The organism is Ochrobactrum sp. PL_is483, assembly GCF_055816855.1.
The window spans coordinates 42953-67630 of the sequence record NZ_JBVPGS010000029.1 but is presented as its reverse complement, the minus strand read 5'-3'; the positions used below and the strand labels follow the sequence as shown (position 1 = coordinate 67630).

At 56.5% G+C, this 24678-nt stretch carries 17 protein-coding genes; 7 read left to right on the top strand and 10 right to left on the bottom strand.

Annotation, left to right across the window (positions count from 1 at the left end):
* Window positions 1–61: 61 nt before the first annotated feature.
* The 4 genes from sufD to AC0TNJ_RS05780 all read right to left on the bottom strand — a co-directional run bounded on the left by sufD (window position 62) and on the right by AC0TNJ_RS05780 (window position 5120).
* Complete coding sequence (gene sufD, locus AC0TNJ_RS05795; RefSeq protein ID WP_473767542.1) at window positions 62–1339, bottom strand: Fe-S cluster assembly protein SufD; 1278 nt, start codon at window positions 1337–1339, stop codon at window positions 62–64.
* Between the two features lie 13 nt (window positions 1340–1352).
* The gene (sufC, locus tag AC0TNJ_RS05790) at window positions 1353–2108 is read right to left on the bottom strand and encodes a Fe-S cluster assembly ATPase SufC (RefSeq protein WP_006466709.1); all 756 of its coding nucleotides are present in this window, start codon (window positions 2106–2108) and stop codon (window positions 1353–1355) included.
* A 74-nt stretch (window positions 2109–2182) separates the two neighbouring features.
* Window positions 2183–3706, bottom strand: coding sequence for a Fe-S cluster assembly protein SufB (sufB, locus tag AC0TNJ_RS05785; protein ID WP_006466708.1), 1524 nt, complete (start codon window positions 3704–3706; stop codon window positions 2183–2185).
* 253 nt (window positions 3707–3959) lie between these two features.
* Window positions 3960–5120, bottom strand: a complete 1161-nt coding sequence (locus AC0TNJ_RS05780) for a cysteine desulfurase family protein (protein ID WP_473770539.1) — start codon at window positions 5118–5120, stop codon at window positions 3960–3962.
* Window positions 5121–5315: 195 nt separating this feature from the next.
* Here AC0TNJ_RS05780 and AC0TNJ_RS05775 point away from each other — a divergent pair, with 195 nt between their 5' ends.
* The 3 genes from AC0TNJ_RS05775 (at window position 5316) to tyrS (ending at window position 7873) form a co-directional block, all read left to right on the top strand.
* The gene (locus AC0TNJ_RS05775) at window positions 5316–5990 is read left to right on the top strand and encodes an alpha/beta hydrolase (protein WP_122000196.1); all 675 of its coding nucleotides are present in this window, start codon (window positions 5316–5318) and stop codon (window positions 5988–5990) included.
* Between the two features lie 137 nt (window positions 5991–6127).
* Window positions 6128–6460, top strand: a complete 333-nt coding sequence (locus AC0TNJ_RS05770) for an SMR family transporter (protein WP_122000195.1) — start codon at window positions 6128–6130, stop codon at window positions 6458–6460.
* Window positions 6461–6619: 159 nt separating this feature from the next.
* Window positions 6620–7873 (top strand): tyrosine--tRNA ligase, encoded by a 1254-nt coding sequence (gene tyrS / locus AC0TNJ_RS05765; protein WP_473767544.1) that lies wholly within the window; start codon window positions 6620–6622, stop codon window positions 7871–7873.
* A 53-nt stretch (window positions 7874–7926) separates the two neighbouring features.
* Here tyrS and AC0TNJ_RS05760 read toward each other — a convergent pair whose 3' ends face one another.
* The gene (locus tag AC0TNJ_RS05760; RefSeq protein WP_473770538.1) at window positions 7927–11325 is read right to left on the bottom strand and encodes an RNA-binding protein; all 3399 of its coding nucleotides are present in this window, start codon (window positions 11323–11325) and stop codon (window positions 7927–7929) included.
* Between the two features lie 286 nt (window positions 11326–11611).
* On the opposite strand from AC0TNJ_RS05760, the gene bcp reads away from it, so the two are divergent.
* From bcp to AC0TNJ_RS05745, 3 genes are all read left to right on the top strand, one after another.
* A complete protein-coding gene (gene bcp, locus AC0TNJ_RS05755) occupies window positions 11612–12076 on the top strand; it encodes a thioredoxin-dependent thiol peroxidase (RefSeq protein WP_473770537.1) in 465 nt (154 codons plus the stop codon).
* 3 nt (window positions 12077–12079) lie between these two features.
* Window positions 12080–12907, top strand: coding sequence for a ferritin-like domain-containing protein (locus tag AC0TNJ_RS05750; protein WP_473770536.1), 828 nt, complete (start codon window positions 12080–12082; stop codon window positions 12905–12907).
* 236 nt (window positions 12908–13143) lie between these two features.
* Window positions 13144–14496 (top strand): M23 family metallopeptidase, encoded by a 1353-nt coding sequence (locus AC0TNJ_RS05745; protein ID WP_473770535.1) that lies wholly within the window; start codon window positions 13144–13146, stop codon window positions 14494–14496.
* 66 nt (window positions 14497–14562) lie between these two features.
* Here the strand turns inward: AC0TNJ_RS05745 and prfB are convergent.
* From prfB to AC0TNJ_RS05725, 4 genes are all read right to left on the bottom strand, one after another.
* Window positions 14563–15691, bottom strand: a protein-coding gene (gene prfB / locus AC0TNJ_RS05740) for a peptide chain release factor 2 (RefSeq protein ID WP_122000190.1) whose coding sequence is annotated in 2 segments (ribosomal slippage) — window positions 14563–15621 and window positions 15623–15691 — 1128 coding nt in all. Because the reading frame shifts where the segments join, the coding sequence is not laid out codon by codon here.
* Window positions 15692–15843: 152 nt separating this feature from the next.
* Complete coding sequence (locus tag AC0TNJ_RS05735) at window positions 15844–18303, bottom strand: penicillin-binding protein 1A (protein ID WP_122000189.1); 2460 nt, start codon at window positions 18301–18303, stop codon at window positions 15844–15846.
* 267 nt (window positions 18304–18570) lie between these two features.
* A complete protein-coding gene (locus tag AC0TNJ_RS05730) occupies window positions 18571–19833 on the bottom strand; it encodes an N-acetylmuramoyl-L-alanine amidase (RefSeq protein WP_473770534.1) in 1263 nt (420 codons plus the stop codon).
* Window positions 19834–20343: 510 nt separating this feature from the next.
* Window positions 20344–20529 (bottom strand): hypothetical protein, encoded by a 186-nt coding sequence (locus AC0TNJ_RS05725; RefSeq protein WP_122000187.1) that lies wholly within the window; start codon window positions 20527–20529, stop codon window positions 20344–20346.
* A 2-nt stretch (window positions 20530–20531) separates the two neighbouring features.
* On the opposite strand from AC0TNJ_RS05725, the gene AC0TNJ_RS05720 reads away from it, so the two are divergent.
* Window positions 20532–23309 carry an Rne/Rng family ribonuclease gene (locus AC0TNJ_RS05720; RefSeq protein WP_473770533.1) on the top strand — a complete coding sequence of 926 codons (2778 nt, stop codon included), beginning with the start codon at window positions 20532–20534 and terminating at the stop codon, window positions 23307–23309.
* 89 nt (window positions 23310–23398) lie between these two features.
* Here AC0TNJ_RS05720 and AC0TNJ_RS05715 read toward each other — a convergent pair whose 3' ends face one another.
* Window positions 23399–24562, bottom strand: coding sequence for a pyridoxal phosphate-dependent aminotransferase (locus AC0TNJ_RS05715; protein ID WP_473770532.1), 1164 nt, complete (start codon window positions 24560–24562; stop codon window positions 23399–23401).
* Window positions 24563–24678 lie beyond the last annotated feature (116 nt).

Here is a 24678-nt window from a genome sequence, read left to right as displayed (position 1 = left end):
GTTCCTCTTGCCGTTCCGGCAGGAAAAGGCGGAGCGCATTCAAACGCTCCGCCTCAATCAATCAGGCATGGCTGGCGAGCCAGTTGGACAGCACTTCTTCCAGTGCCTCAACCAGCGTTTCGTCTTCCAGCTCTTCGATAATCTCGGCGATGAAAGCCTTGATCAGCAGGCCACGAGCCTCGTTTTCCGGAATACCGCGGGCCATCAGATAGAACAGATAGTCCTTCGACAGTTCCGTAACCGTCGCGCCATGGCCGCAGGCCACATCATCCGCGAAGATTTCGAGTTCCGGCTTGGCATCGAATTCGCCATCGTCCGATAGCAGCAACGTGTTGCAGGCCATGCGAGCATCGGTCTTCTGAGCGATCTGCGCAACGCGGATCATGCCCTGAAAGACACCGCGCGCACGGTCCTTGACCACATTGCGGACGATCTCGGTCGAACGGGTGTTCTCCACCAGATGGCCCACCGTCATGGTCACGTCGGTATGGCTGTCGTCAGCCAGCAGATTGAGGCCGCGAAGTTCGAAGTCGGAATCTTCTCCGGCAACGTTGACGTGGACTTCCTGACGCACCAGCTTGCCGCCCGCATTGATGACGTAAAGCGTCAGGCGGGAGCCCTTGCCCATCGTCGCATTGAACTGCGAAAGCTGCGTTGCCTGACCGAAATCACGCAGGATAACCCAGAGAATCTCGGCGCCGTCACCAACGGTCACGTGGTTGACAGACGTGGAGAAGGCATCGCCCTCGCCGCCATTCTGGCGTTCCACGATGGTCGCCTTGACATTAGCTCCAATGCGAACCGGGAAACGTGTGTGTCCCTGTCCGGCCTTCTGGATATTCTGGAGCTCCAGCGGAGCCTCCAGTTCGGTGCCATCGGCAATCGAAACCATCCAGCCATCGCTGACATAGGCAGCATTGATCTGGCCAATCGTATCGTCGAAGCCGCGCGACCGGAGCTGGGTAACGAGCGAGCCATCAGCCAGCGCTTCACGGACTGGCGTCAGCGACACGCCTTCAGGCGCATTCGCACCAAGCGCAACGCCGTTGCTTGCGGCAACGATCGACGACCCTGCGATGAGCGCAGGCAAGGCCTGCGTTCCCGCCGACGTGTCGAAGGGCGCCACGCCTTTCAGAAGCGTACGGAAATCCGTGTAGTGCCAGCTTTCGACGCGGCGTGACGGAATGCCGTTTTCCTTGAGCGATTCAAGCGCCGCATCACGTGCAACGACAACATCGCCATTGCCCGGCAGGTCGCCCATACGGTCGGCAAAGCTGTCGATCAGCGCGCTTTCAGCCGGCGTTCGCGGCTTGGAAGCTGGGGCGGTCTGGATATTCATGATCCAACCCTCCTCAGGCAGCTTCGCCGATTACGTCGGCATAACCATTTTCTTCAAGGTGCAGCGCGAGGCTCTTGTCGCCAGACTTGATGACCTGGCCCTTGTACAGCACGTGCACGCTGTCTGGAACGATGTGTTCGAGCAGACGCTGATAGTGCGTAATGACGACCACGGCACGATCCGGCGAACGCAGGGCGTTCACGCCTTCCGAAACGATCTTCAGCGCATCGATGTCGAGACCGGAATCGGTTTCGTCGAGGACGCAGAGGCTCGGTTCCAGAAGCTGCATCTGAAGAATTTCAGCGCGCTTCTTTTCGCCGCCGGAGAAGCCAACGTTAAGCGGGCGCTTGAGCATGTTCATGTCGATGTTAAGGCCGCCGGCGGCGTCCTTCACGCGCTTGATGAATTCCGGAATCTTCAGTTCCGGCTCGCCGCGCGCCTTGCGCTGGCTGTTCATCGCAACCTTCAGGAATTCCATCGTGGCAACGCCCGGAATTTCCATCGGGTACTGGAATGCCAGGAAGATGCCCTTGGCGGCGCGTTCTGCCGGGTCGAGCTCGAGGATCGACTCGCCGTTATAGAGAATGTCGCCTTCGGTGACTTCATAGTCTTCACGACCGGCGAGGATATAGGAAAGCGTCGACTTGCCCGAACCGTTCGGACCCATGATTGCTGCAACTTCACCCTTGTTCACGGTGAGGTTCAGGCCACGGATGATTTCGGTATCCGTGTCAGCGATCTTTGCATGGAGGTTCTTGATCTCAAGCATGAATGTAAACCTTGTTCTAATGCCAGGAAAAGGCTGGCCAGAAAATCTGATGCGAGATGGAAGGGGCGCGTCGGTTAACCGACGCTGCCCTCAAGCGAAATACCGATAAGCTTCTGGGCTTCCACGGCAAATTCCATCGGCAGTTCCTGTATGACTTCCTTCACGAAGCCATTGACGATGAGAGCGATGGCCTCCTCCTCCGGAATGCCGCGCTGCATCACGTAGAACAGCTGGTCTTCCGAAATCTTGGAGGTGGTCGCCTCGTGTTCGAACTGCGCCGTGGCGTTTTTCGCCTCGATATACGGCACCGTATGCGCGCCGCAGTCATTGCCGATCAGGAGCGAGTCGCACTGGGTAAAGTTACGCGCATTCTCGGCCTTGCGATGGGCCGAAACCTGTCCGCGATAGGTGTTGTTCGACTTGCCAGCCGAAATACCCTTCGAGATGATGCGGCTCGACGTGTTTTTGCCGAGGTGCAGCATCTTGGTGCCAGAGTCGATCTGCTGATGACCGTTCGAAACGGCAATCGAATAGAACTCGCCGCGCGAATTGTCGCCACGCAGGATGCAGGACGGATATTTCCAGGTGATTGCGGAGCCGGTTTCCACCTGCGTCCACGAAATCTTGGAATTATCGCCACGACAATCGCCACGCTTGGTGACGAAGTTGTAGATGCCGCCCTTGCCGTCCTTATCGCCTGGGAACCAGTTCTGGACCGTCGAGTACTTGATTTCGGCGTTTTCGAGGGCAATCAGCTCAACGACAGCCGCGTGCAACTGATTTTCGTCGCGCTGCGGCGCGGTGCAGCCTTCCAGATAGGAAACATAGGCGCCTTCATCGGCGATGATGAGCGTGCGCTCGAACTGGCCGGTGTTCTTCTCGTTGATGCGGAAGTAGGTCGAAAGCTCCATCGGGCAACGAACGCCCTTTGGAACATAGACAAACGACCCATCCGTGAAGACCGCCGAATTCAGCGTCGCATAATAGTTGTCCGAAACGGGAACCACAGAAGCCAGATACTTCTGCACCAGTTCAGGATGCTCGCGGATCGCTTCCGAAATCGAGCAGAAGATCACGCCAGCTTTGGCAAGTTCTTCCTTGAAGGTTGTCACAACCGACACGCTGTCGAACACGGCATCAACGGCGACACGACCGGACGCATAAACATTGTCCGACGGATTGCCGTCGATCTCGCTCGGCTCGCCCTGCTTGCGCACGCCAGCAAGAATTTCCTGCTCGCGCAGCGGAATGCCGAGTTTTTCGTAGGTCTTCAGCAGTTCGGGATCGACTTCATCGAGCGACTTCGGGCCAGACTGGTTTTTCGGGGCCGCGTAGTAATAGGCGTCCTGAAAATCGATCTTCGGATAATCCACACGCGCCCAGGTCGGCTCTTCCATGGTGAGCCAGCGTTCATAGGCCTTCAAACGCCATTCCAGCATCCATTCCGGCTCGTTCTTCTTGGCGGAAATGAAGCGAATGATGTCTTCGTTCAGGCCCTTGGGGGCTTTCTCGGCTTCGATCGTCGTTTCGAAGCCATACTTGTACTGGTCCACGTCAAGGCCGCGGACCTGATCAATGGTCTCCTGCACTGCAGGCATTGGCGTTCTCCATCCTCGTCGGGGTCAAGGCCCGACAGTTGCAAACGTCAAGGTGATATGTCTTGAACAATACCACCTCAATATAGTGTGCGTGCCCCTTCTTTAAAACCTCTCTAAACTGAATTTCAAGCACCGGGTTCAAATTTGCCCTAAAAAATGCCGATAAAAATAATCAACTTATAAAAAACGTCGTTGAAACAAGGTTTTCAGGAAAACAGCGTTCTCGCTCCGGAGCCGCTCCTTCAATTCGAGATCAAGCTTTTCCGGCGCGGCGCGCGATAATTTTACGGAACACCTCGAGAAACGCGTCGACCTCATCGGGCGTTGCCGTTGGTTCAAGCGATACGCGGATTGCTCCGAGACTGTCTGCGTACCCCATTGCCGACAGAACATGGCTGGGGCCGACTTTGCCAGACGAGCAGGCGGATCCGGCCGAAAGAGCTATTCCACCAAGATCAAAGGCTATTTGAACCGTTTCGGCCTTTTGTCCTTCAAGGGAAAAGAAAGTCGTGTTCGGCAGTCTGTCTACCGCCTTGCCATAGATCACCGCGTCCGGGGCGATTGCCTCCAGCCCCGATTCCAGCCTGCCCCGCATTGCCGGAGACCAGCCATCGCCGTCCAGCCGCGCTTTGGCGGCATCAGCAGCGGCCCCAAAACCGGCAATCAGCGGCAGGGCTTCGGTTCCCGCTCTATGTCCTTTCTCCTGACCGCCACCGCGAACAAGCGCACGCGGCATCATGAGATCGGAAATGGCGATTACAGCGCCGACACCCTTCGGCCCGCCAATCTTGTGCGAGGAGATTATGAGATAATCCCCGCAATTATTTGTAATATCTAATTTAATCCGCCCTGCTGCCTGAACCGCATCGACGATATAAACGCCTCCGGCAGCCTTCACAATGGCGGCGATTTCCGCTATCGGCTGGATAATGCCCGTTTCATTATTGGCCGCCTGTATCGCGACAAGCGGCAGCCCCTGACTTTTGTCGTGACCGGCAAGCGCGGATTTCAAGCTTTCGAATCGCACGATACCGTTTTCGTCCACAGGCAGAACGGTGACATCCTGTGCCGCAAACTGACCACCGGCCAACATGCAAGGGTGTTCCGTGCCGCTTACATAGAGATGCGAAAGGCGGACAGGGGAACGCCCCATCATGTAGTGCGGGGTCAGCAGCGTGGAAGCAGCTTCCGTTGCTCCAGATGTGAAGAAAACATGGTCCGGGCGTGCGTTGACAAGTGCCGCCACACTGCGGCGCGCAGCTTCAACGAGGGCGCGCGCGGCGCGGCCTTCACGATGCACGGAGGATGGATTGCCGGTAACGCCAAGCGCGTTGATGACTGCATCCCGCGCCTCGTCGAGCAACGGAGCGCTGGCATTATAATCCAGATAGAGCCTCTTGCCGCTCCCGTTCACCGTACCTATCTCCTAAACAAAATTCTGGAAGCGCAATTTTCTTGAATTTTCAATCAAGAAAAGCCTATTAAGCCCCCATAGGAACTGAAACTCGCTTTCAGTCTGTCGAAATTTCAAACCGGTTCTAGAAGCGGCATCCAAAGACGTCAAGTTTCGCCGCTGAAGTCCGGCCTTCCCGTTACGAGCGGAGTACACATGCCAGAAGTCATTTTCAACGGCCCAGCCGGACGCCTTGAAGGTCGCTATCAGCCTTCCAAAGAAAAGAATGCTCCGATCGCGCTCATCCTGCATCCGCATCCGCAGTTCGGCGGCACGATGAACAACAAGATCGTCTATGATCTTTTCTATATGTTCCAGCAGCGCGGCTTTACCACATTGCGCTTCAATTTCCGCGGGATCGGCCGCAGCCAGGGCGAATTCGACCATGGCGCTGGCGAATTGTCGGATGCAGCAAGCGCGCTCGATTGGGTACAGGCGCTTCACCCGGATTCCAAGAATTGCTGGGTTGCCGGTTATTCGTTCGGCGCCTGGATCGGCATGCAGCTTCTGATGCGCCGCCCGGAAATCGAAGGGTTCATTTCAGTCGCACCGCAGCCAAACACCTATGATTTCTCCTTCCTGGCTCCCTGCCCTTCGTCCGGTCTCATCATCCATGGCGATAACGACAAGGTTGCGCCGCCGAAGGACGTGCAGGCTCTGGTCGACAAGCTGAAGACACAGAAGGGCATCACGATCACCCAGACCACGATCGCCGGTGCGAACCACTTCTTCAGCGGTCAGGGCGATGAGCTGATTGAGGATTGCGCCGAATATCTGGATCGTCGCCTGGCTGGCGAACTGGTGGAAGCGCGTCCGAAGCGCCTGCGTTAAACCTTAAAAAGCCATCCGGTACGTCGTTTTCCAGATTTGCAGCGTCTTATCCGGCGGGTCTCCCGCCGGATTTTTCATGCGAAGCTGCTATTGCAATTTCATGATTCGATTTCCCTTTTTCACCCTACAGGCGTGACATGCCGGTTTATGCCATCCTTGCTATCGCCATCGTATCCGAAGTCATCGGAACACTCAGCCTCAAGGCGTCCGAAGGGTTTACACGGCTCGGACCGTCCCTGATTGTTATCGTCGCCTACGGGCTCGCCTTTTATTTCCTCTCCATGACATTGAAGAGCATTCCGGTCGGCATTGCCTATGCGGTCTGGTCCGGGATCGGGGTCACGCTCGTTGCCCTGATTGGCTGGCTGCTGTTCGGACAGAAGCTCGACTTGGCCGCTGTGCTCGGCATGGGATTGATTATTGCCGGTGTCATCGTGCTCAATCTGTTTTCAAACACAGCTCAACACTGATATCCCGACCGCGCCAGCAAATTACCGGTTCGCAACCCGTCAATGCGGGAGTTTTCTTGTTATTGTCGGTTGATTGGTGCTAAAGGCGGACATATCACATGGAAGCAAGCTATCGCTCGCGACCAGTTTCAACCTCGCCTTACCAGTCAGGGAAAAGGAATGTCCGGTTTCAAATCCGATTTTCTTCGCACGCTTTCCGAGCGTGGCTTCATTCATCAGATTTCCGATGAAAGCGGCCTCGACGAATTGTTGGCCAAGGAAACCGTGACAGCCTATATCGGCTTCGATCCTACGGCTCCGAGCCTGCATGTCGGCAGCCTCATCCAGATCATGATGCTGCACTGGCTCCAGCAGACCGGCCACAAGCCCGTTGCGCTGATGGGCGGCGGCACCGGCATGGTTGGCGACCCGTCCTTCAAGGACGAAGCCCGCAAGCTCATGACTGAGGATACGATTGCCGAGAACATTGCCGGCATCAAGCGCGTCTTCGCCAATTACCTGACTTTTGGAGATGGCGCGACCGACGCCCTCATGGTCAACAATGCCGACTGGTTGCGCAACATCAACTATCTCGAATTCCTGCGTGATGTGGGCCGTCACTTCTCGGTCAACCGCATGCTTTCATTCGATTCGGTAAAGATGCGCCTCGACCGCGAACAGTCGCTGTCATTCCTCGAATTCAACTACATGATCCTTCAGGCTTATGATTTCGTGGAGCTGAACCAGCGCCATGACATTCGCCTCCAGATGGGCGGATCGGATCAGTGGGGCAACATCATCAACGGCATTGATCTCGGTCACCGTATGGGAACCCCGCAGCTCTACGCCCTCACCTCGCCGTTGCTGACGACAGCATCCGGCCAGAAGATGGGCAAGTCGCTTGGCGGCGCGATCTGGCTGAATGCCGAAATGCTGAGCGCCTACGATTTCTGGCAATACTGGCGCAACACGGAAGATGCCGATGTTGAGCGCTTCCTGAAGCTCTACACGACGCTTCCGCTGGATGAAATCGCCAGGCTGGCAGCTCTAGAAGGCGTCGAAATCAACGAAGCGAAGAAAATCCTCGCAACGGAAGTCACCGCCATGCTGCATGGTCGCGATGCCGCCGAGGAATCCGCAGAAACGGCGCGCAAGACCTTTGAAGACGGCGAACTGTCTGAAAACCTTCCGACCGTCGGCGTCCACAAGGCAACGCTGAATAGCGGCATCGGTGTTCTGGCGCTGATGGTTCTCGCCGAACTGTGCGCGACCAATGGCGAAGCCCGTCGTCATGTGGAAGGCGGTGCAGTCCGCATCAATGATGAACCGGTGAGCGATCCGCGCATGACCATCGATGCAAACGCATTGAATGAACAGGGCGTCATCAAGCTCTCGCTTGGCAAGAAGCGCCACGTGCTGATCCGTCCTGCATAAGCTGGACGATGATCGAACAAACAAAGCCGGGCCTCGCGCCCGGCTTTTTTGTATCAAAACTCGAAGATTGAGCGAAAAATGCCCGGCGCTATGACCGAAATCGGATTGACGATCACCTGGGGCTGCTTGGCACTGCCAGCAAGCTTGTAGGTAATTCCGATCAGTCCCCGATCACGTCCGTTGCCAAGCAAGGCACCGACGATCGGGAGTTCGCCGAACAGCCGATTGACGCCATAGGCAGGCATGAATGTGCCGGTGATGGACATATTGCCTTGCTGGTCATAGAGCGTTCCCTGGAAAGTCGTACCGACAGCAGGCCCTCGCACCACTCCCCGCGACAGGTTCAGATAGCCATTGCCCTTTTCGATCAGCGAAAAACCACGCTCGACGTCAACCCGTGATACGTCGATATCGCGTTTCACGGCCTGATTGAGACTGGTGCCCCCCTCGGGTGGAGGGCTGGAAACGATCTTGGCGAGACGCGGTTCGTTGATAATCGCAAAGTTGCGTGCGTCGATCTGGCCGCGCAATGGACCATTGCCCTGTGCTGCAAGCCCGACAGTGATCTTGCCGCCGCGCATCTTGTCGTAGAAGTCGAAAAAGCGCAGAACAGCGCCAGCGTCATTCGACTGAAGCGAAATAGAGCGCGCATCGCCCTGATCGTTGTTCGTCGCCACGAATGATTCACCGGACGATGTAACGGCGTTGACCGATACACCCGAAACCTTGCTGCCAGCACTTTCATAGGAAACATTGACATTGCGCAGTGTTTCACCGTTGAAGCCGCCAACCTCATCGATCTGGGCGCTGACAACCACGCGCGGATTTCTGGATTTGCTGCCGCTTCCGCCTTTCTCTCCAAGGTCCGAAACCTGCTTGATCAGAGCGCGCGCATCGAACTGCGAGCCGCGCACGTTGACACGATAGCTGCCGCCGCTCTTGGTCGCCTTGACCGCGAGGCTATCGTTTCTGTTCAGGCGTATCTCGCTGAAATTTGCGGACTGGAAGTCGCCTTTCGCAATCGAGAGATCGCCCTTGGCGCCGAAAGCATCCCCGGAAAAAACGAGATTGCTGATATCCATCTTGCTCTTATCGTCCGGGCTCTGAACCAGATCAAATGTCGCTTTCGCCGGTATGCCAGCCCCTTTGCGCCATCCGAGCCAGGGAAGGTCAATCTGCGTCTTGCCAAGATCGGCGGAAACGTGGCGCTTGCCGCCGTCCTCCATTCCGAGATCAACCGACATAGGACCGGAGAAGATGGCGTTCAGCCCCGGAAAGACCGCATTACGAGTCTTGTCGTCGATATCCAGCCTGACTTTCTGCTCGCGTTTTACCGGACCGGACCGATCAACCGGCTCAATCAGACTGATCTTTGCGGGGACACCGTCAAGCATCGCATCGGCAGTAATTTTGGCGGCTGACTGGTCGACCTTGATGTTACCCGTCGCATCGCTTACGGACGAACCTGCTACCGGCTTCGAAATATTGAGGTCTGTGAAGCCGATGTCAGCGTTCCAGCGAAGCGTGCCGGGCGGCGGGTCCTTGGAAACGGCGAAGTTTACTTTGACGCGCGATTTCACATCGCCGGTCACGTCTCCGGGCTGAAAAGGCACACTCTTCAGAACGTCGATGGGCTTGTTCCCGGCAATTTCAGCAATGGCCGCAGCTTCACCGGAAACACCGAGATCCAGTTCAGCGATAACGGGACGCTGTGGTCCCCAAGGTATGATGAGCGTGCCGTCGGACACGTCAACTTTACGGTTGTTTGGCGTGTAGGCTATGCCCTTCAGAAGCTTGATAGTCGTATAGGCACCACGAACGGATATTTCACCTTGCGCGTCCCGCACTGGCGGCAGTTCTCCCACGACATCGAAGCGTGTGTCAAAAACCTTGAAATCAGCCTTGATTTCTTCACCCGTCAGGGGTGGAGGCAGGCCCGGTCCGTTGAAGCGACCGCCTGCGAGCGAAATATCGATGCGGCTATCCTTGAGCGTTCCACCGAATAGGTTCTTCAATACCCATTCGCGTGCGCCGTCTGCAACATCGATCGGCCAGAGATGCTTGGCATCGGCAACAGGCATATCGGGAATACGCAGCAAAAAAATCATTTCCGGCGAACCTGCGCCGAATGCCATGCTTCCCTGCCCGAAAAGCTGCCCATTTTCCGTCTGCACATCAAGATTTGCAAACTGGATGCGTTGCTGATCGGCCATATATCGCCCGGCTATCCGGGTTGCGAAGGATAGTGGCGGCTCTGTCGACTCCGACGGCATGCTCGTCGCCGAGGTGGTCAGGACCTCAAAACGGTATGTCGGCCCGCCTGTATTGTTTTCGGTTTCCGGTTCGGGGCCAAACGCCCCGTTGAACTGTGCTTGCATACCGCCAAGCTGCAGGCGGGATGACTTGATCTCGATCTTACGGCTGCCGACCGTATGTTCGAGGTTAAGGCGGACGCCCCCGCGCACGTCTTCAACCTTGCCAAGTTGCATGTCCAGGTCATCCACGGCAAGTTCGGCTGCGAGACGTTCCGGCCTGTCGTCTTCGGCTACCGATCCCATCAAGGACAAGCGTGCGGATGCCCCTAGTTCGAAGTGGGCCGGATTGACGCGATTGCCGTTTATGACAGGCGCAACTTCAGGCGGAGAACCCAATGTGACCGGAATGTCGCGGACGTTCAGTTCAAAGCCTGCAAGACTGTTGTCACTTGCATGCCGGTCAATCTTGCCATCCAGCGCAATTGTCTTGCCTTTCCAGATGACGCTGCCTGTGATGCCGATTTTTCTGCCATTTTCAATGAGGCGCGCCTGTTCAATATTCAGAACCTGCTGCTCATCGCCAACCTTGAATGTAACTACGCTGTTGAAAATGCCTATGACCTGCGTCTCCTGCGCGCGCAACAGATCAAGGCTACGGCGCATCGCAGCAAAGAGCTCACCTGAAACCGCGTCGAAATCCAGAAGGCCATGTTCGTCGTAAGGCAGGGATTTCCAGAAGCCTGGCCCCTTCGTTTCCGGCATGTCAAAGGAAACACCTTCGACTTCCAGCTGGGCCACGCGCACCTTTCCCGTCAAAAGGGGCAACGGCGCCAGTCCCAGACGCACGGATTTGATTCCACTGATTTCGACGCCCTGTTTGGGGTCGGCGATCGACACATCTCGGGCCTCAAGCGCGACATGGTTATCCTGATCCAGCGACAGCGCAGCGCTGCCTATTGCTGCGGATGCGCCTTCGCCAAGAATATGCGTCAGGCTTTTCTGTGCCTCGTCACGCAAGAGATTGCTGTCAACGCCACTGCGAAGAATGAGGAAACCGGCCCCGACAACGAGAAACAGAAGGATGCAGATCGACAAAAAGGCATGGGAACAGCGCGATAGAAAAGAACGGCGCGAACGGGCCGGGCCGGGCAAAAAGCCGTCCTCGCCATCGGCGGCAAGACGCTCGATTCTTTTCATCTCCCGCTTGCTGAAGCGGATTTTCTGCGGTTTCTCTGTCAACAACCCAGCCAGAACAAGAGTGCCATTCCATAGGACGCTTTAGAATTTACTTCATTAAGTGTCCGTAATCATTTGTTTTATAATTTCTTCCTACCCGTATCACACGCCTGAACCGGCAACCTTGCGCCCATCGCGAGTCCTTCAATGAAGCCTGCTTCAATGGTTGCACAAGCCCTGCCTGAATGCGATAGCTCAGACTGTAACAGGTGGTTTCCATCCTTATCCATAAAAGAAAGGCGCAGATATGGCTCATCCCCAAGTTGGCGATCCGGCACCCGATTTCACTCTGCCTTCGGATAATGGTGAAATCTCCCTGTCGTCCCTCAAAGGCAAGCCGGTCGTTATCTATTTCTATCCGAAGGACGACACGTCCGGCTGCACCAGGGAAGCAATTGCATTCTCGCAACTGAAACCGGAATTCGACAAGATTGGCGTTCGCATCATCGGCCTCTCTCCCGATAGCGCGACGAAACACGCGAAATTCCGCAAGAAGCATGACCTGACCGTCGACCTTGCCGCGGATGAGGACCGGTTAGCGCTTGAAGCCTATGGCGTATGGGTCGAAAAGAGCATGTACGGTCGCAAATATATGGGCGTGGAACGCACGACGTTTCTGATCGATGCGAAAGGAAACATCGCTCAGGTCTGGAACAAGGTAAAAGTGGACGGCCATGCCGATGCGGTTCTGGCGGCTGCACGCGCGCTTTGAACGATGACAAACAAGCCAACCTATGACCAGACGTTGCGCGGCAATGCCATCCGCGCCATATGCGCCAGCGATCTTGACGAAAAGGTCAGACTGACACGAGAAACTGCCGCTCGCTGGTTTGGCCGTACACTATCGGTTCGCAGTCCGCTCGACCCTCCTTTGCCAGATCGTCCCGGACGCCCTGAAAAACCTGAACTCGTGCCTCCCCGCATGTTGAAGAAGCGGTCACTCAACACGGAACACGGGCGTATCGCTTTGATGCATGCCCTCGCTCATATCGAGTTGAACGCCATCGATCTTGCGCTCGACATTGTTGCCCGTTTTGCCGCCAAACCCATACCGCGCAGCTTCTTCGACGGCTGGATGAAAGTGGCCGACGACGAAGCCCGACATTTCACGCTGCTGCGTGACCGCCTCAAGTCGTTGGGTGCGGATTACGGTGACATGCCCGCTCACGATGGGCTCTGGCAATCCGCTCACCAGACCCGCAACGACCTCGAAGCGCGTCTCGCGGTCGTGCCGCTTATTCTTGAAGCTCGCGGACTTGATGTGACACCATCGTTGCTTGAGAAAATGATCGAGACCGGCGACCATGAGACTGCTGCAATCCTCGACGTGATCTATAACGACGAGAAAACGCATGTCGCCGTGGGCGCCAAATGGTTTCGTTTCTTCTGTGCCCGGAACAAAATCGACCCGGTCGCCAGATTTCAGGAGCTGGTTCGTGCAAATTTCCGCGGCGATCTGAAGCCGCCGTTCAACGAACTGGCACGGGCCGAAGCTGGGTTGACCCCGTCCTTTTATCGCTCGCTGTCGCCAGTATCGATCTAGAGCATTTCCGAGCCAAAAGTGTGAAACGGTTTTGCGTTGGAAAAGGCCCAAAACAAATAGTTAGAGCGGTTCCCGGCGTTTCCTTTAAAACAGGAACCGCTCTTGCCCGCGCTTCTATAGCTCTCCGGTCAAAACAAACCTGCTCGCATGGCCCGCGCAAGCCTTAAATGTAAAGGTCTGTTAACCCTAATAAGTTGTAATCAGGCTAGGGAATCGAGAAGGGGCATGCGGCTGGCATGACTGGGAAGCAGGCGAAAACATCGACCAAGAAGGTGTTCGGGGAACGCAAGGAACCACCTGTCCTGATTATTGCGCGTGGCGAAAAAATCAATCATTTCACATTTCGCCCGTGGATGGCCGCTCTCGGCGGTGCAGCTTTCCTGGCGCTTTCTGTAGGATATCTTGGCGCAACTGCCTATCTGGTTCTTCGTGACGACCTGATGAGCGCCGGTATTGCGCGTCATGCCCGCAATCAGCAACTTTATGAAGACCGCATCTCCGCCCTTCGTACCGAGGTTGACCGTATTACCAGCCGACAGATGCTCGATCAGCAGGTGATGGAAAACAAAGTTGCCGAACTCATGCAGCGCCAGCAGACGCTGAGTGCGCGAGACGGCAAACTTGCGCCTTTGTTGGAACGCGCTTCGCAATTGCAGCCGATGCCGGACATGCCTGTGGAAAGCGCGCCGGATCTTGAGCAGCATAGCCAGCTTATCCCGGACGAAGCGCTGGCAGGACGCAATTTTCCGGGTATCGATCCGATCATCACCGGACCTGTACCGGGGAAACATCCAACGGCAAAGCCCGACCGTCGCGCCGATGCCGGTTCCATGGGCTTGCGTCTTTCTGGCGGGCTTTCGGGTGAATCGACACTTGAGACTTCGGACAAGATACTGGCCACCATCAACCAGAACCTTCATCGGATCGAAAGCGAGCAGAACGGCAAAGTGCGCGTGCTGGCTGACGCGGCTTATGAAAAAGCCGACAGTATCCTCGACACCTTGAACGCCGCAGGACTGCGCATCGAAACGCCTGCCAACGCGAATGTGGCGATGGGCGGGCCGCTTATCCCGGTTTCGTCGCCCGGTATGGTGCTCAATGATTTCGATATGCAATTGCGCAACCTCGACAGCGCGCTTGACCGGCTTGATCAGGTACGCAAACGGGCAAGCGCCCTGCCCCTGGCCAATCCGGCTCCCGGCAAGCCCGTTACCAGCCTGTTCGGTGTGCGCCGTGATCCGTTTCTCGGAACGGCTGCCTTTCATTCGGGGATCGACTTTCGTGCGGCATATGGCCAGGCAGTTAAGTCCACCGCGGCGGGCAAGGTCGTGAAGGCTGGTCGTTTCGGTGGATATGGCAATATGGTCGAGATCGACCACGGCAATGGATTTTCCACCCGCTTCGCCCATCTGAGCCGGGTTGTGGTGCGCGACGGGCAACAACTTGCAGCCGGGGCTATAGTCGGCGAGGCAGGAAGCTCCGGGCGCTCAACCGGCAGCCATCTCCATTACGAAGTTCGCGAAAATGGCCGTGCCGTCAATCCGGTCAACTTTCTGAAGGCTGGCAAACAGATAGAGCCACTGCTCTGAGTCTCCGAAACGACAAAACCCGGCCAGAAGCCGGGTTTTGTCGTGGATGTTGGAGATTGTGACCGATCAGTCGATGTCTTCGATCATCTCGCCGCCACCCTGAATACGGTGGGCAAGTGCGGCTTCCATGAACGGCGTAACGGAGCCATCCAGCACTTCCTGAGGATTGGTGCTTTCGACGCCGGTACGAAGGTCTTTCACGAGCTGATAAGGCTGCAAGACGTAAGAGCGAATCTGGTGCCCCCAACCAATGTCGGTCTTGGTGGCATTCGCCGCATCCGTCGCGGCTTCACGCTTTTTCAGCTCCTCTTCATAAAGACGAGCGCGCAGCATCGACCATGCCTTTTCGCGGTTCTTGTGCTGCGAGCGTTCCGCCTGGCACTGCACCACGATCCCGGTCGCGATATGCGTGATACGCACTGCCGAATCGGTCGTGTTGACGTGCTGGCCACCAGCACCCGAAGCGCGGTAGGTGTCGATGCGAACATCGGCTTCCGTAACCTGTACGTCGATATTGTCATCGATGACAGGATAGACCCAGATACTGGCAAAGGACGTGTGGCGACGGGCGTTGGAGTCATAAGGCGAAATGCGGACCAAACGATGAACGCCCGATTCGGTCTTCATCATGCCGTATGAATTGTGCCCCTTGACGAGAATAGTCGCGGACTTGATGCCCGCTTCTTCGCCTTCGTGCACTTCCATCACTTCGACTTTGCGACCGTTGCGTTCAGCCCAGCGCGTATACATGCGCAGCAGCATCGATGCCCAGTCCTGGCTTTCGGTACCACCGGCACCGGCATGCACTTCGACATAGGTGTCGTTCGCATCGGCTTCGCCCGAAAGCAGCATGTCGATCTGGCGTCGGTCGATCTCGGCCTTCAGGTCGCGGATGGTGGTTTCCGCGTCCTCGATGATCGACTTGTCACCTTCCTCTTCGCCCATGGCGATGAGTTCGATGCTGTCGTTCAGCGTCTGCGTCAGATGGTTGATTCCGTTGATGCTGTCCTCCAGCTGCTGGCGCTCGCGCATCAGCTTCTGGGCTTCCTGGGCATCATTCCAAAGCGTGGGATCTTCGGCTCTCTGGTTGAGATAGCCGAGACGTTTTATCGCCTGATCCCAGTCAAAGATGCCTCCTCAGCAGGCTTATGGCCTGCTGGATTTCGTCAACCAGCGTCTCGATTTCCGCGCGCATGGGCAAATCGTTCCTTCAATATCCGTATTTCATTTGAGAAGTCAGGCCGTTCGTTATCGGCTCAGACCTTCGAACGCGGACGCAACGTCCGGGCGCCGCGGACCATAGTCAGCACGCGACGCGGTGTAAAGGGCGAAGCCCTGCTTTTCCGATCAGTAAAGTCCGCCGGAACCCGAGTTGATGGCGCGTGTTGCCTGCGGCGACTGCGGCGCCACCGGAGAGCCTTCGCGGAAGGAATCCATGCCGATAACCGAATAGCTGTCCGATGGACCCGTACCCGGCTTGAAAGCTTCCATAATCACATTCGGATCGCCCTGGTTGGCGCGCATGCCGGTCTTGCGGTTGATCGCGATGACCGTCATGCCTTCAGGCACACGGAAATCCACTTTCGGCGTTCCGGCCAGCGCCTGTTCCATGAAAGACTTGAACACGGGAGCTGCCAGACCGCCGCCGGTGTTGCCGCGACCGAGCGGCGTGGGCGTATCGTAACCCATGAAAACGCCAACCACGAGATCGGGCGTGAAGCCCACGAACCATGCGTCCTTCTCATCGTTGGTCGTACCGGTCTTGCCAGCCATCGGACGGTCCAGGCTCTTCAAAATCTGCGCTGTACCGCGCTGAACGACGCCTTCCATCATCGAGGTGATCTGATATGCCGTCATTGGATCGAGCACCTGATCGCGATTATCGATCAGCGTTGGCTCGTCCTGATTTCCCCATTCCTGCGCATTACAGCCTTCGCACTGGCGTGCATCATGCTTGAATACAGTCTTGCCGTAGCGATCCTGAATGCGGTCGATCATCGATGGCGTTATGCTCTGACCGCCATTCGCCATAATGGAATAGGCTGTCACCATGCGCAGAACGGTCGTCTCACCGGCGCCGAGCGCCATGGAGAGGACGGGCAGCATCTTGTCGTAGATACCGAAGCGTTCCGCATATTCGGCGACGAGCTTCATGCCCATGTCCTGCGCGAGACGCACGGTCATGACGTTACGCGACTGTTCAATACCGTAGCGTAGCGTAGACGGACCGGAGAACTTGCCCGAATAATTCTTCGGTGCCCAGACACCCAGCGTACCGCCCTGATTGACTTCAAGCGGACCGTCCAGAACCACGGACGCAGGCGTGTACCCATTGTCGAGGGCCGCAGCATAGACGAACGGCTTGAACGACGAACCCGGCTGGCGATAGGCCTGCGTTGCGCGGTTGAACTCCGATTCCGCATAAGAGAAGCCGCCAACCATGGCCAGAACACGGCCCGTATGCGGGTCCATGGCAACGAGCGCACCTTCAAGCTTCGGCGGCTGCTGCAGACGGAAACGGGATTCGCCTTGCTTGGCGACATAGATAATGTCGCCCGCTTTCAGCACACCTTCCGGCGATTTGGCGCTGGAGCGCTTGCCATCGATATTGACGACGCGCATGGCCCATTTCATGTCGTCGGCAGCAATGAATGCGCGCTTGCGTTCCTTACTCCGCGAGCCTGACGCCTCAAGCGGCGGCTGCAGACCGATATCCGCACCGGCAGCAGAAACATTGAGCACGATCGCGAGCTGCCATTCGGGCACGTCGGTGTAGGATTCCATATCACCGAATGCCGTACCCCAGTCGTTGCCAAGCTCGACATTCTTCATGGGGCCGCGCCAGCCGCGCGCTTCGTCATAGCGGAGCAGCGCAGCCTGCAAGGACTTGCGTGCCTCAATCTGCAGTGTCGGGTTCAGCGTGGTGCGAACTGAAAGACCGCCTTCGTAAAGCGCATCGACACCATATTTCTGGATGATCTGGCGGCGTACTTCCTCGGTGAAATATTCCGATGCAAACACATAGTGAGCATCCGAACGTTCCTTCACGCCGAGCGGCTGCTTCTTGGCTTCCGTCGCTTCTTCGGCGGTGATGTAACCGTTCTCGCTCATCCGGTCGATAACCCAGTTGCGGCGCTCGATGGCGCGCTCTGGCTGGCGGAACGGATGATAATTATTGGGGCCTTTCGGCAGCGCTGCGAGATACGCGCTCTCTGCGATGGAAAGTTCGCCGACCGATTTATCGAAGTAAGTCAGCGCTGCACTGGCAATACCGTATGAGCCAAGGCCGAAGAAGATTTCGTTGAGATAGAGCTCAAGAATACGGTCCTTCGAGTATGCCTGCTCGATGCGCATCGCAAGGATGGCTTCCTTGATCTTGCGATCATAGGTTTGCTTCGAAGTCAGGAGGAAGTTCTTTGCAACCTGCTGCGTGATGGTGGACGCACCAACCGGGCGGCGGCCGGAACCCATATTCTTGACGTTTGTCAACATTGCGCGGGCAAGGCCGGCGAAATCGAGACCATGATGTTCGTAGAAGGTCTTGTCTTCAGCCGAGACGAAAGCCGCTTTCACGCGGTTGGGCACGGCCTGAATAGGAATATAGAGTCGGCGTTCGCGAGCGAACTCCGCCATCAGGCTACCATCGGAGGCATGAACGCGCGTCATTACGGGCGGCTCGTATTTTGCGAGCACCTCGTAATCTGGCAGATCCTTCGTGAGACTTCCGACGTAAAGGGCGACGCCACCTGCCACGAGGAGCATCAGCACCGTTCCGATTCCGAAGAAATATCCGATAAGCCTTACCATAAATGCGGAATCCTGCCTTCAGATTATTCATATGATAAGGGTCAAAGCACGCACAGCCAACCCTTTAGCCCAATTATGCCATATGGCAACCACTGGCTTAGTGACCAGCAAATGAGTCAAAGGCAAGATGGTTTACGTGTTTTTACCAAATTAACACGACTGCTTCCGTCTCCATCGCGAAAATCCGCAAAACTGTTGCAAGCCTGCATCTTATAAGATGTTGCGCATTTAAGAAACATCGCCACAGTTCTCCATATTTCAGGGTCGCTACCCCTTGCTCATGCTTGCAGGATGTTTCAGCGCTTCAAACGCCTTGATCGCAATCGCAAGCCTGTCCGCAAGTTTTTTGCGCCACTCGGGATTGCTGATAAGCTTTTCGTCCTCGGCGTTGGACAAATATCCGATTTCGATCAGCACGGACGGCACGTCGGGCGCACGCAACACCTGAAAACCGGCAAAGCGATGCGGATTGTTAATGAGATTCACCTGCCCTTGCAGGGAATGGATCACCTTTTCGGCAAAACTCAGCGAAAATGTGTGCGTTTCACGCCGGGTCAGATCGAGAAGAATATCGGTAACCTCGGGCTGCTCTTCGGGCGCGGCACCTGCAAGGGTATCAGACTTGTTTTCCCGCTCAGCCATGGCGCGCGCGACAGAGTCGGATGCCTTGTCGGAGATCGTATAAACGGTCGCACCGCGAATATCGTGCTGGTTGATCGTATCGGCATGGATGGAGATGAACAAATCCGCTTCGTGCTGGCGGGCGATCCGCACCCTTTCGGAAAGCCGCAAAAAAGTATCATCCTCGCGGGTCATGAGAACCTTGATATTGCTGTCTTGCGCCAGACGATCTTTGAGTTCCTGCCCAAAAGCGAGCGTCAGGTCTTTTTCCTTGATGCCGCTGAGACTTTCCGCACCACTGTCGATGCCACCGTGTCCGGGATCGATCATGATGGTGAACGGGCGAGCCGCCCCATTCTGCGAGGCAGCCTGAACTGGCCTTTCATCGCGATCAGTAGAACTGGTTATTTCCTTGCGGCCCTGCAACTGATCCGCAAATTCCCGGTCCGACGTCGCAACAATATCAGCCACAAGGCGATAGCCTGATGCACTCTCGTTTTTCAGTACACGCAAGTCCTCTACCTTGAAGGGACCTCGCAACGTCAGGATGAGACGGGAACGGCCCTTGCCGACCAGTCCGTAACGAACACGAGACACCAGACCTCGCGCTTCCATACTTTTTTCATCGAAACCAAACCGTGTTTCAGGCAGGTCGACAACGAGCCGATGCGGATTATCGAGAAGCAAGGTCGATAGCTTCGGTTCGCGGTCGAACATGACGACAATGCGCGTTCGCAGATCGTCACCAGCCATGCGGAAGGTCAGCGCAGCTAACGGGGAAGTCACGCGATCAGCAGCATAGACGGAGGCGGACTGAAACAACAGCGCCGACAAAAGGGCAAACAATGCCCACAGGCGTCGCCTGCTCGGCAATCGGGTCACAGCGTTTTCAGCGCTTCGAAAATGCATCGGCCGCCACAATCAAGAATCTCATTGAATGACTGGTATCAATAATTGCAATACCGGCACGCTTGCCCCTGCACCTTCTCGCCCAAATACCCATGAAACCACTCGTACAAAACTATAGTTAATGAACGATTTCCAGCCGTATTTCGACCGTGAACAGGGTCTATACTCAGCTTTCGGCAAAATTGCGATGCGAATGTCAATCGATATTCGCACTTGTCATCGTTCAAGCGACGCCATAAAAGCTATAACAGGTTATGGGTGAACTATCAGAATCGTTTGCCGGTTCTCAAAACGAACCGCAGGGAATGATAGTGAAATCAGCGGCATATTCATTCGCCGCCACTCGATAACCGGCACAGAATTCAGCGGAGATGTGGCTTCCCCGCCCTCCGTTTCTATCGGCCGACTGCGCATCATTATGCGCTGTCGCCATCGCTCGGAAAGAGCAAAGAGGTCGGCCCGGCTTTTCCGGGTCATATATGAGGTCGTTTCGTTCGGAACAGCTATGGGTCAAGCAAGACTGACCACTGCAAGCCTGAAGACCGTGATCGCCGCGAGGCCGTCGCGCGCGGAGGCAGCAGCTTTTATTCCGACGAACCCAGAACCATCCGGCAGATGCAGCGCAGTGAGCACGACAGCCCTCAGGGTTTCGTCCGGCGCACGCGTTTTGCGTCTTCGCGCCGGCAGGAAAGACAATAATGTCCAACAAAATGCTTATAGATGCCTCCCACCCGGAGGAGACCCGGGTTATCGTCACACGGGGCAACAAGATTGAAGAATTCGACTTCGAGTCGGAACACAAGAAGCAGCTGAAAGGCAACATATACCTCGCACGCGTCACCCGCGTCGAACCTTCGCTTCAGGCTGCATTCGTGGAATATGGCGGCAATCGCCATGGCTTCCTCGCATTCTCCGAGATTCATCCCGACTACTACCAGATCCCGGTAGCTGACCGTCTTGCGCTGCTCGAGGCGGAAGCCAAAGCCGCACGTGCGGAAGACGACGAAGACGAGCCGCGTGCCAAGAGCGAGCGCAACGAGCGGAATGATCGTTCGCGCCGCAATCGCCGCCGCGGTCGTCGAGATGGCCAGAACGGGGAAACGCAGGCCACTGCGTCAGACAAGGGCTTGCCGGCGGCAGAGCCTGTTGGTCCGGCATTTGAAAACTATGTGCCTGGAACACCTGCTATCGCCCTCTCTCAGACAAGCGATGTCATTTCCGAAGCTGTCGATCACGGCGACGATGACGATGTCGAACATGAAGAAGACATGGTCGAATCGGTCGGTTCGGAAGATGCGCTGGAAGAACTTCCGACGCATACCCGCACCAATCGCCGCCAGTACAACATTCAGGAAGTCATCAAGCGTCGCCAGATTCTTCTGGTGCAGGTGGTCAAGGAAGAGCGCGGCAACAAGGGCGCAGCTCTCACGACCTATCTTTCGCTTGCCGGACGCTATTCGGTTCTGATGCCGAACACGGCACGTGGCGGCGGCATTTCGCGCAAGATCACCAATCCGCAGGATCGCAAGCGTCTCAAGGAAATCGTCAAGGAACTCGAAGTGCCGCAGGGCATGGGCGTGATCCTGCGCACCGCTGGCGCGAACCGCACCAAGGCCGAAGTCAAGCGCGACTATGAATATCTGATGCGCCTTTGGGAAAATGTGCGCACGCTGACCCTGCAATCGACGGCGCCCGCCCTCGTCTACGAGGAAGGAAGCCTCATCAAGCGGTCGATCCGTGACCTTTACAATAAGGACATCTCGGAAATCCTCGTTTCCGGCGAAAACGGCTACCGCGAGGCCAAGGACTTCATGCGCATGCTCATGCCGAGCCATGCGAAGGTCGTTCAGCCATACCGCGAACAGGTTCCCATCTTTACGCGAAACGGTGTTGAGGCGCAGCTTGATCGCATGCTGCTGCCACAGGTCACGCTGAAGTCCGGCGGCTATCTGATCATCAACCAGACGGAAGCGCTGGTTGCCATCGACGTCAACTCGGGCCGTTCGACACGTGAACATTCGATTGAGGACACGGCGCTCCAGACCAATCTGGAAGCTGCCGAGGAAGTTGCGCGCCAGCTGCGCCTGCGCGACCTTGCCGGTCTGATCGTCGTCGACTTCATCGACATGGAAGAAAAGCGCAACAATCGCGCTGTCGAAAAGAAGATGAAGGACTGCCTGAAGGATGATCGTGCCCGCATTCAGGTTGGCCGCATCTCGCATTTCGGCCTTCTGGAAATGTCGCGCCAGCGCATCCGCGCATCCGTGCTGGAAAGCACGATGCAGGTTTGCCCGCATTGCGGCGGTACCGGGCATATCCGTTCCGATTCCTCCATGGCGCTGCATATTATTCGCGGCATCGAGGACTATCTCCTGCGTCACTCCGGCTTCGACATTCATGTTCGCACGCCGGCTGCGTCAGCGCTTTATGTTCTCAATCATAAGCGGCAGCTCCTGGCCGACCTGGAAGGACGCTTCGGTGTAGCAATCAGCATTGACGCTGATGAGAGCGTTGGCCACCAGCATTTCGTCATCGACAAGGGTGCGCTGTCGACACGTCCGGTTACCCAGCCTCCGGTTCAGCCAATGGCTTATATCGAGGATGATATCGAAGATCCGGAAATCCCGCTTGATGAGGACGAAGCAGAAGAAGCAGCAACGGCTGAGGTTCAGGGTCGGGAAGATCGGGGCGATGATGAAGGTGACCGCAAGCGCCGCCGTCGCCGCCGTCGTCGCGGTGGCCGTGATCGCGAAAACCAGGAACAGACCGTAAAGGCTGATTCTGTTTCGGACGAAGCCTCCGATGAAGATGAGGATGCCGAAGAAGCTCGGGAAACATCTTCCAATGCTTCGTCAAGCGAGGAAGATCGCCGCAAGAAGCGTCGTCGCGGTCGCCGGGGCGGACGTAAAAACCGTCGCGATGATGAGCCGCGTGCACGCAAGGTTCCTGATCCTGAATTCGTCGGATATACCCCGGTCCTGCCGGTAAAGACCGAGGAAGCTGTCGTGGAAGAGGCAGCGGCGGTGACAGTCGAACAAGCTGTTGAAGTCGCTGAAGCCCCTGCTCCCGAACCCGTAGCCGAGGAAAAGCCAGCAAAACCTGCCCGCAAGACCCGTGCTCGCAAGTCTGCAAAGACTGAAGAAGTTGCCGAGGAAGTGGTTGCTGCCGAGGCCGAAGAAAAGCCCGCCAAGCCTGCCCGCAAGACCCGGGCGCGCAAGAAGGCGGTCGAAGAGGCTCCTGCCGAACCGGTTGCAGCCGCTGACGAGCCTGAAGCAGAAACAGAGAAGCCGAAGCGGCGCACTCGCAGGGCTGCTGCAAAGCCCGCTGTCGAGGTCGAAGAGACGGCTGCGGTCGAGGCAGAGGTAACGACAATTGCCGAACCGCAAAAAAGTGCTGAACCTGTCGTGACCTCAAGCGAGGGCGAGGATCAGAAGCCCAAGCGCGCCGGCTGGTGGCAGAAGAAGGGTTTCTTCTGAGCCCCTCTTGACTGAAATAAAAAACCGGCGGAAACGCCGGTTTTTTTTTGTTTTTAAGATTGAGAATGGCATTTTCACAAGCCGAGCAATCAGGCTCTCTGTTGTGGCAGCCAGTCTTCCAGCCTGCGGACCGCCTCTTCCATTTCCTCAATCTTGCCAGCATAGGAAAAGCGCATCGTGCGATGCCCGTCCAGCGGGTCGAAATCACGTCCAGGTGTCGCGGCAATGTTGATTTCAGCAATCATCCGCCGGGCAAATTCCATGCTGTCATTGGTAAAGCGCGATACATCGCAATATGCATAGAATGCGCCATCCATTGGTGCGGCAAGGCTGAGGCCGATGCGGGGCAAATGATCCAGCAGGATCAACCGGTTCTGACGGTAGCGCTCCTTCACCCGCTCCAGTTCGGCGGTGGCATGAAAAGCTTCGATGGCGGCGCGCTGCGAGAGCTCCGGCGCGGAAATATAAAGGCTCTGGCTCAGCCGCTCGATTGCGCGAATATCGCCTTCGGGAAGAACCATCCAGCCGATCCGCCAGCCTGTCATGCAGTAATATTTGGAGAACGAGTTGATGACCGTTACATCGTTGGAAATCTCCAACGCCGTGACGTCATCGGTTTCATAGGAAAGCCTGTGGTAGATTTCATCTGAAATGACCCGGATACCCAGATCGCGCGCCGTTTCGATAATGGCTTTCAATTCCGGCTTGTCGATAACCGCGCCGGTTGGATTGGCCGGGCTGGCAAACAGCACGCCTTTCAAGGGTTTTTCAGCATGTGCCGCCGCCAGCGCTTCGGCAGTAAGCGATGCCGATGTTCCATTGCCGGTCGGTATTTCCACGACCTCAAGACCAAGAGCTGTCAATATATTGCGGTACGCAGGATAGCCGGGACGGGTAATCGCAACTCTGTCACCCGGATCGAAGTAGACCACGAAGGCCAGATTGAAGGCAGCAGATGAGCCGGTCGTGACCGCAATGCGCTCCGGTGAAACCGAAATACCGTAATGGTCGGCATAATGCGCGGCAATCGCCTCGCGCAGTTCAATCAGACCCAGAGCGTCGGTGTATCCGATGCGGCCGTCCTTCAAGGCGCGTTCGGCAGCCTGCCGGACAGCGGCGGGTGCGGGATCGGCAGGCTGGCCTACCGCCATGGAAATAATCGGATGCCCGGCGGCGCGACGGCGGTTAGCCTCTGCCAGAACGTCCATGGCGTGAAAGGGCTCAACTGCGCTGCGGCTGGAAAGAGTGACCACCATTACCTCCAGGAAATTGCGAATGACGCTTTACACACCCGCCGTATAATCGTCGGATTGGTAATGCAACAGCAGCGCTTGAGAAAATGCGATCAAATCCCGAGATGGAGATTATC

Excerpts from the sequence above, each read along its gene's own strand:
- sufD (WP_473767542.1), bottom strand. The coding sequence starts at position 1,339 with ATGAATATCCAGACCGCCCCAGCTTCCAAGCCGCGAACGCCGGCTGAA.
- sufC (WP_006466709.1), bottom strand. The coding sequence starts at position 2,108 with ATGCTTGAGATCAAGAACCTCCATGCAAAGATCGCTGACACGGATACC.
- sufB (WP_006466708.1), bottom strand. The coding sequence starts at position 3,706 with ATGCCTGCAGTGCAGGAGACCATTGATCAGGTCCGCGGCCTTGACGTG.
- AC0TNJ_RS05775 (WP_122000196.1), top strand. The coding sequence starts at position 5,316 with ATGCCAGAAGTCATTTTCAACGGCCCAGCCGGACGCCTTGAAGGTCGC.
- AC0TNJ_RS05770 (WP_122000195.1), top strand. The coding sequence starts at position 6,128 with ATGCCGGTTTATGCCATCCTTGCTATCGCCATCGTATCCGAAGTCATC.
- tyrS (WP_473767544.1), top strand. The coding sequence starts at position 6,620 with ATGTCCGGTTTCAAATCCGATTTTCTTCGCACGCTTTCCGAGCGTGGC.
- AC0TNJ_RS05760 (WP_473770538.1), bottom strand. The coding sequence starts at position 11,325 with ATGAAAAGAATCGAGCGTCTTGCCGCCGATGGCGAGGACGGCTTTTTG.
- bcp (WP_473770537.1), top strand. The coding sequence starts at position 11,612 with ATGGCTCATCCCCAAGTTGGCGATCCGGCACCCGATTTCACTCTGCCT.
- AC0TNJ_RS05750 (WP_473770536.1), top strand. The coding sequence starts at position 12,080 with ATGACAAACAAGCCAACCTATGACCAGACGTTGCGCGGCAATGCCATC.
- AC0TNJ_RS05745 (WP_473770535.1), top strand. The coding sequence starts at position 13,144 with ATGACTGGGAAGCAGGCGAAAACATCGACCAAGAAGGTGTTCGGGGAA.
- AC0TNJ_RS05735 (WP_122000189.1), bottom strand. The coding sequence starts at position 18,303 with ATGGTAAGGCTTATCGGATATTTCTTCGGAATCGGAACGGTGCTGATG.
- AC0TNJ_RS05730 (WP_473770534.1), bottom strand. The coding sequence starts at position 19,833 with ATGCATTTTCGAAGCGCTGAAAACGCTGTGACCCGATTGCCGAGCAGG.
- AC0TNJ_RS05720 (WP_473770533.1), top strand. The coding sequence starts at position 20,532 with ATGTCCAACAAAATGCTTATAGATGCCTCCCACCCGGAGGAGACCCGG.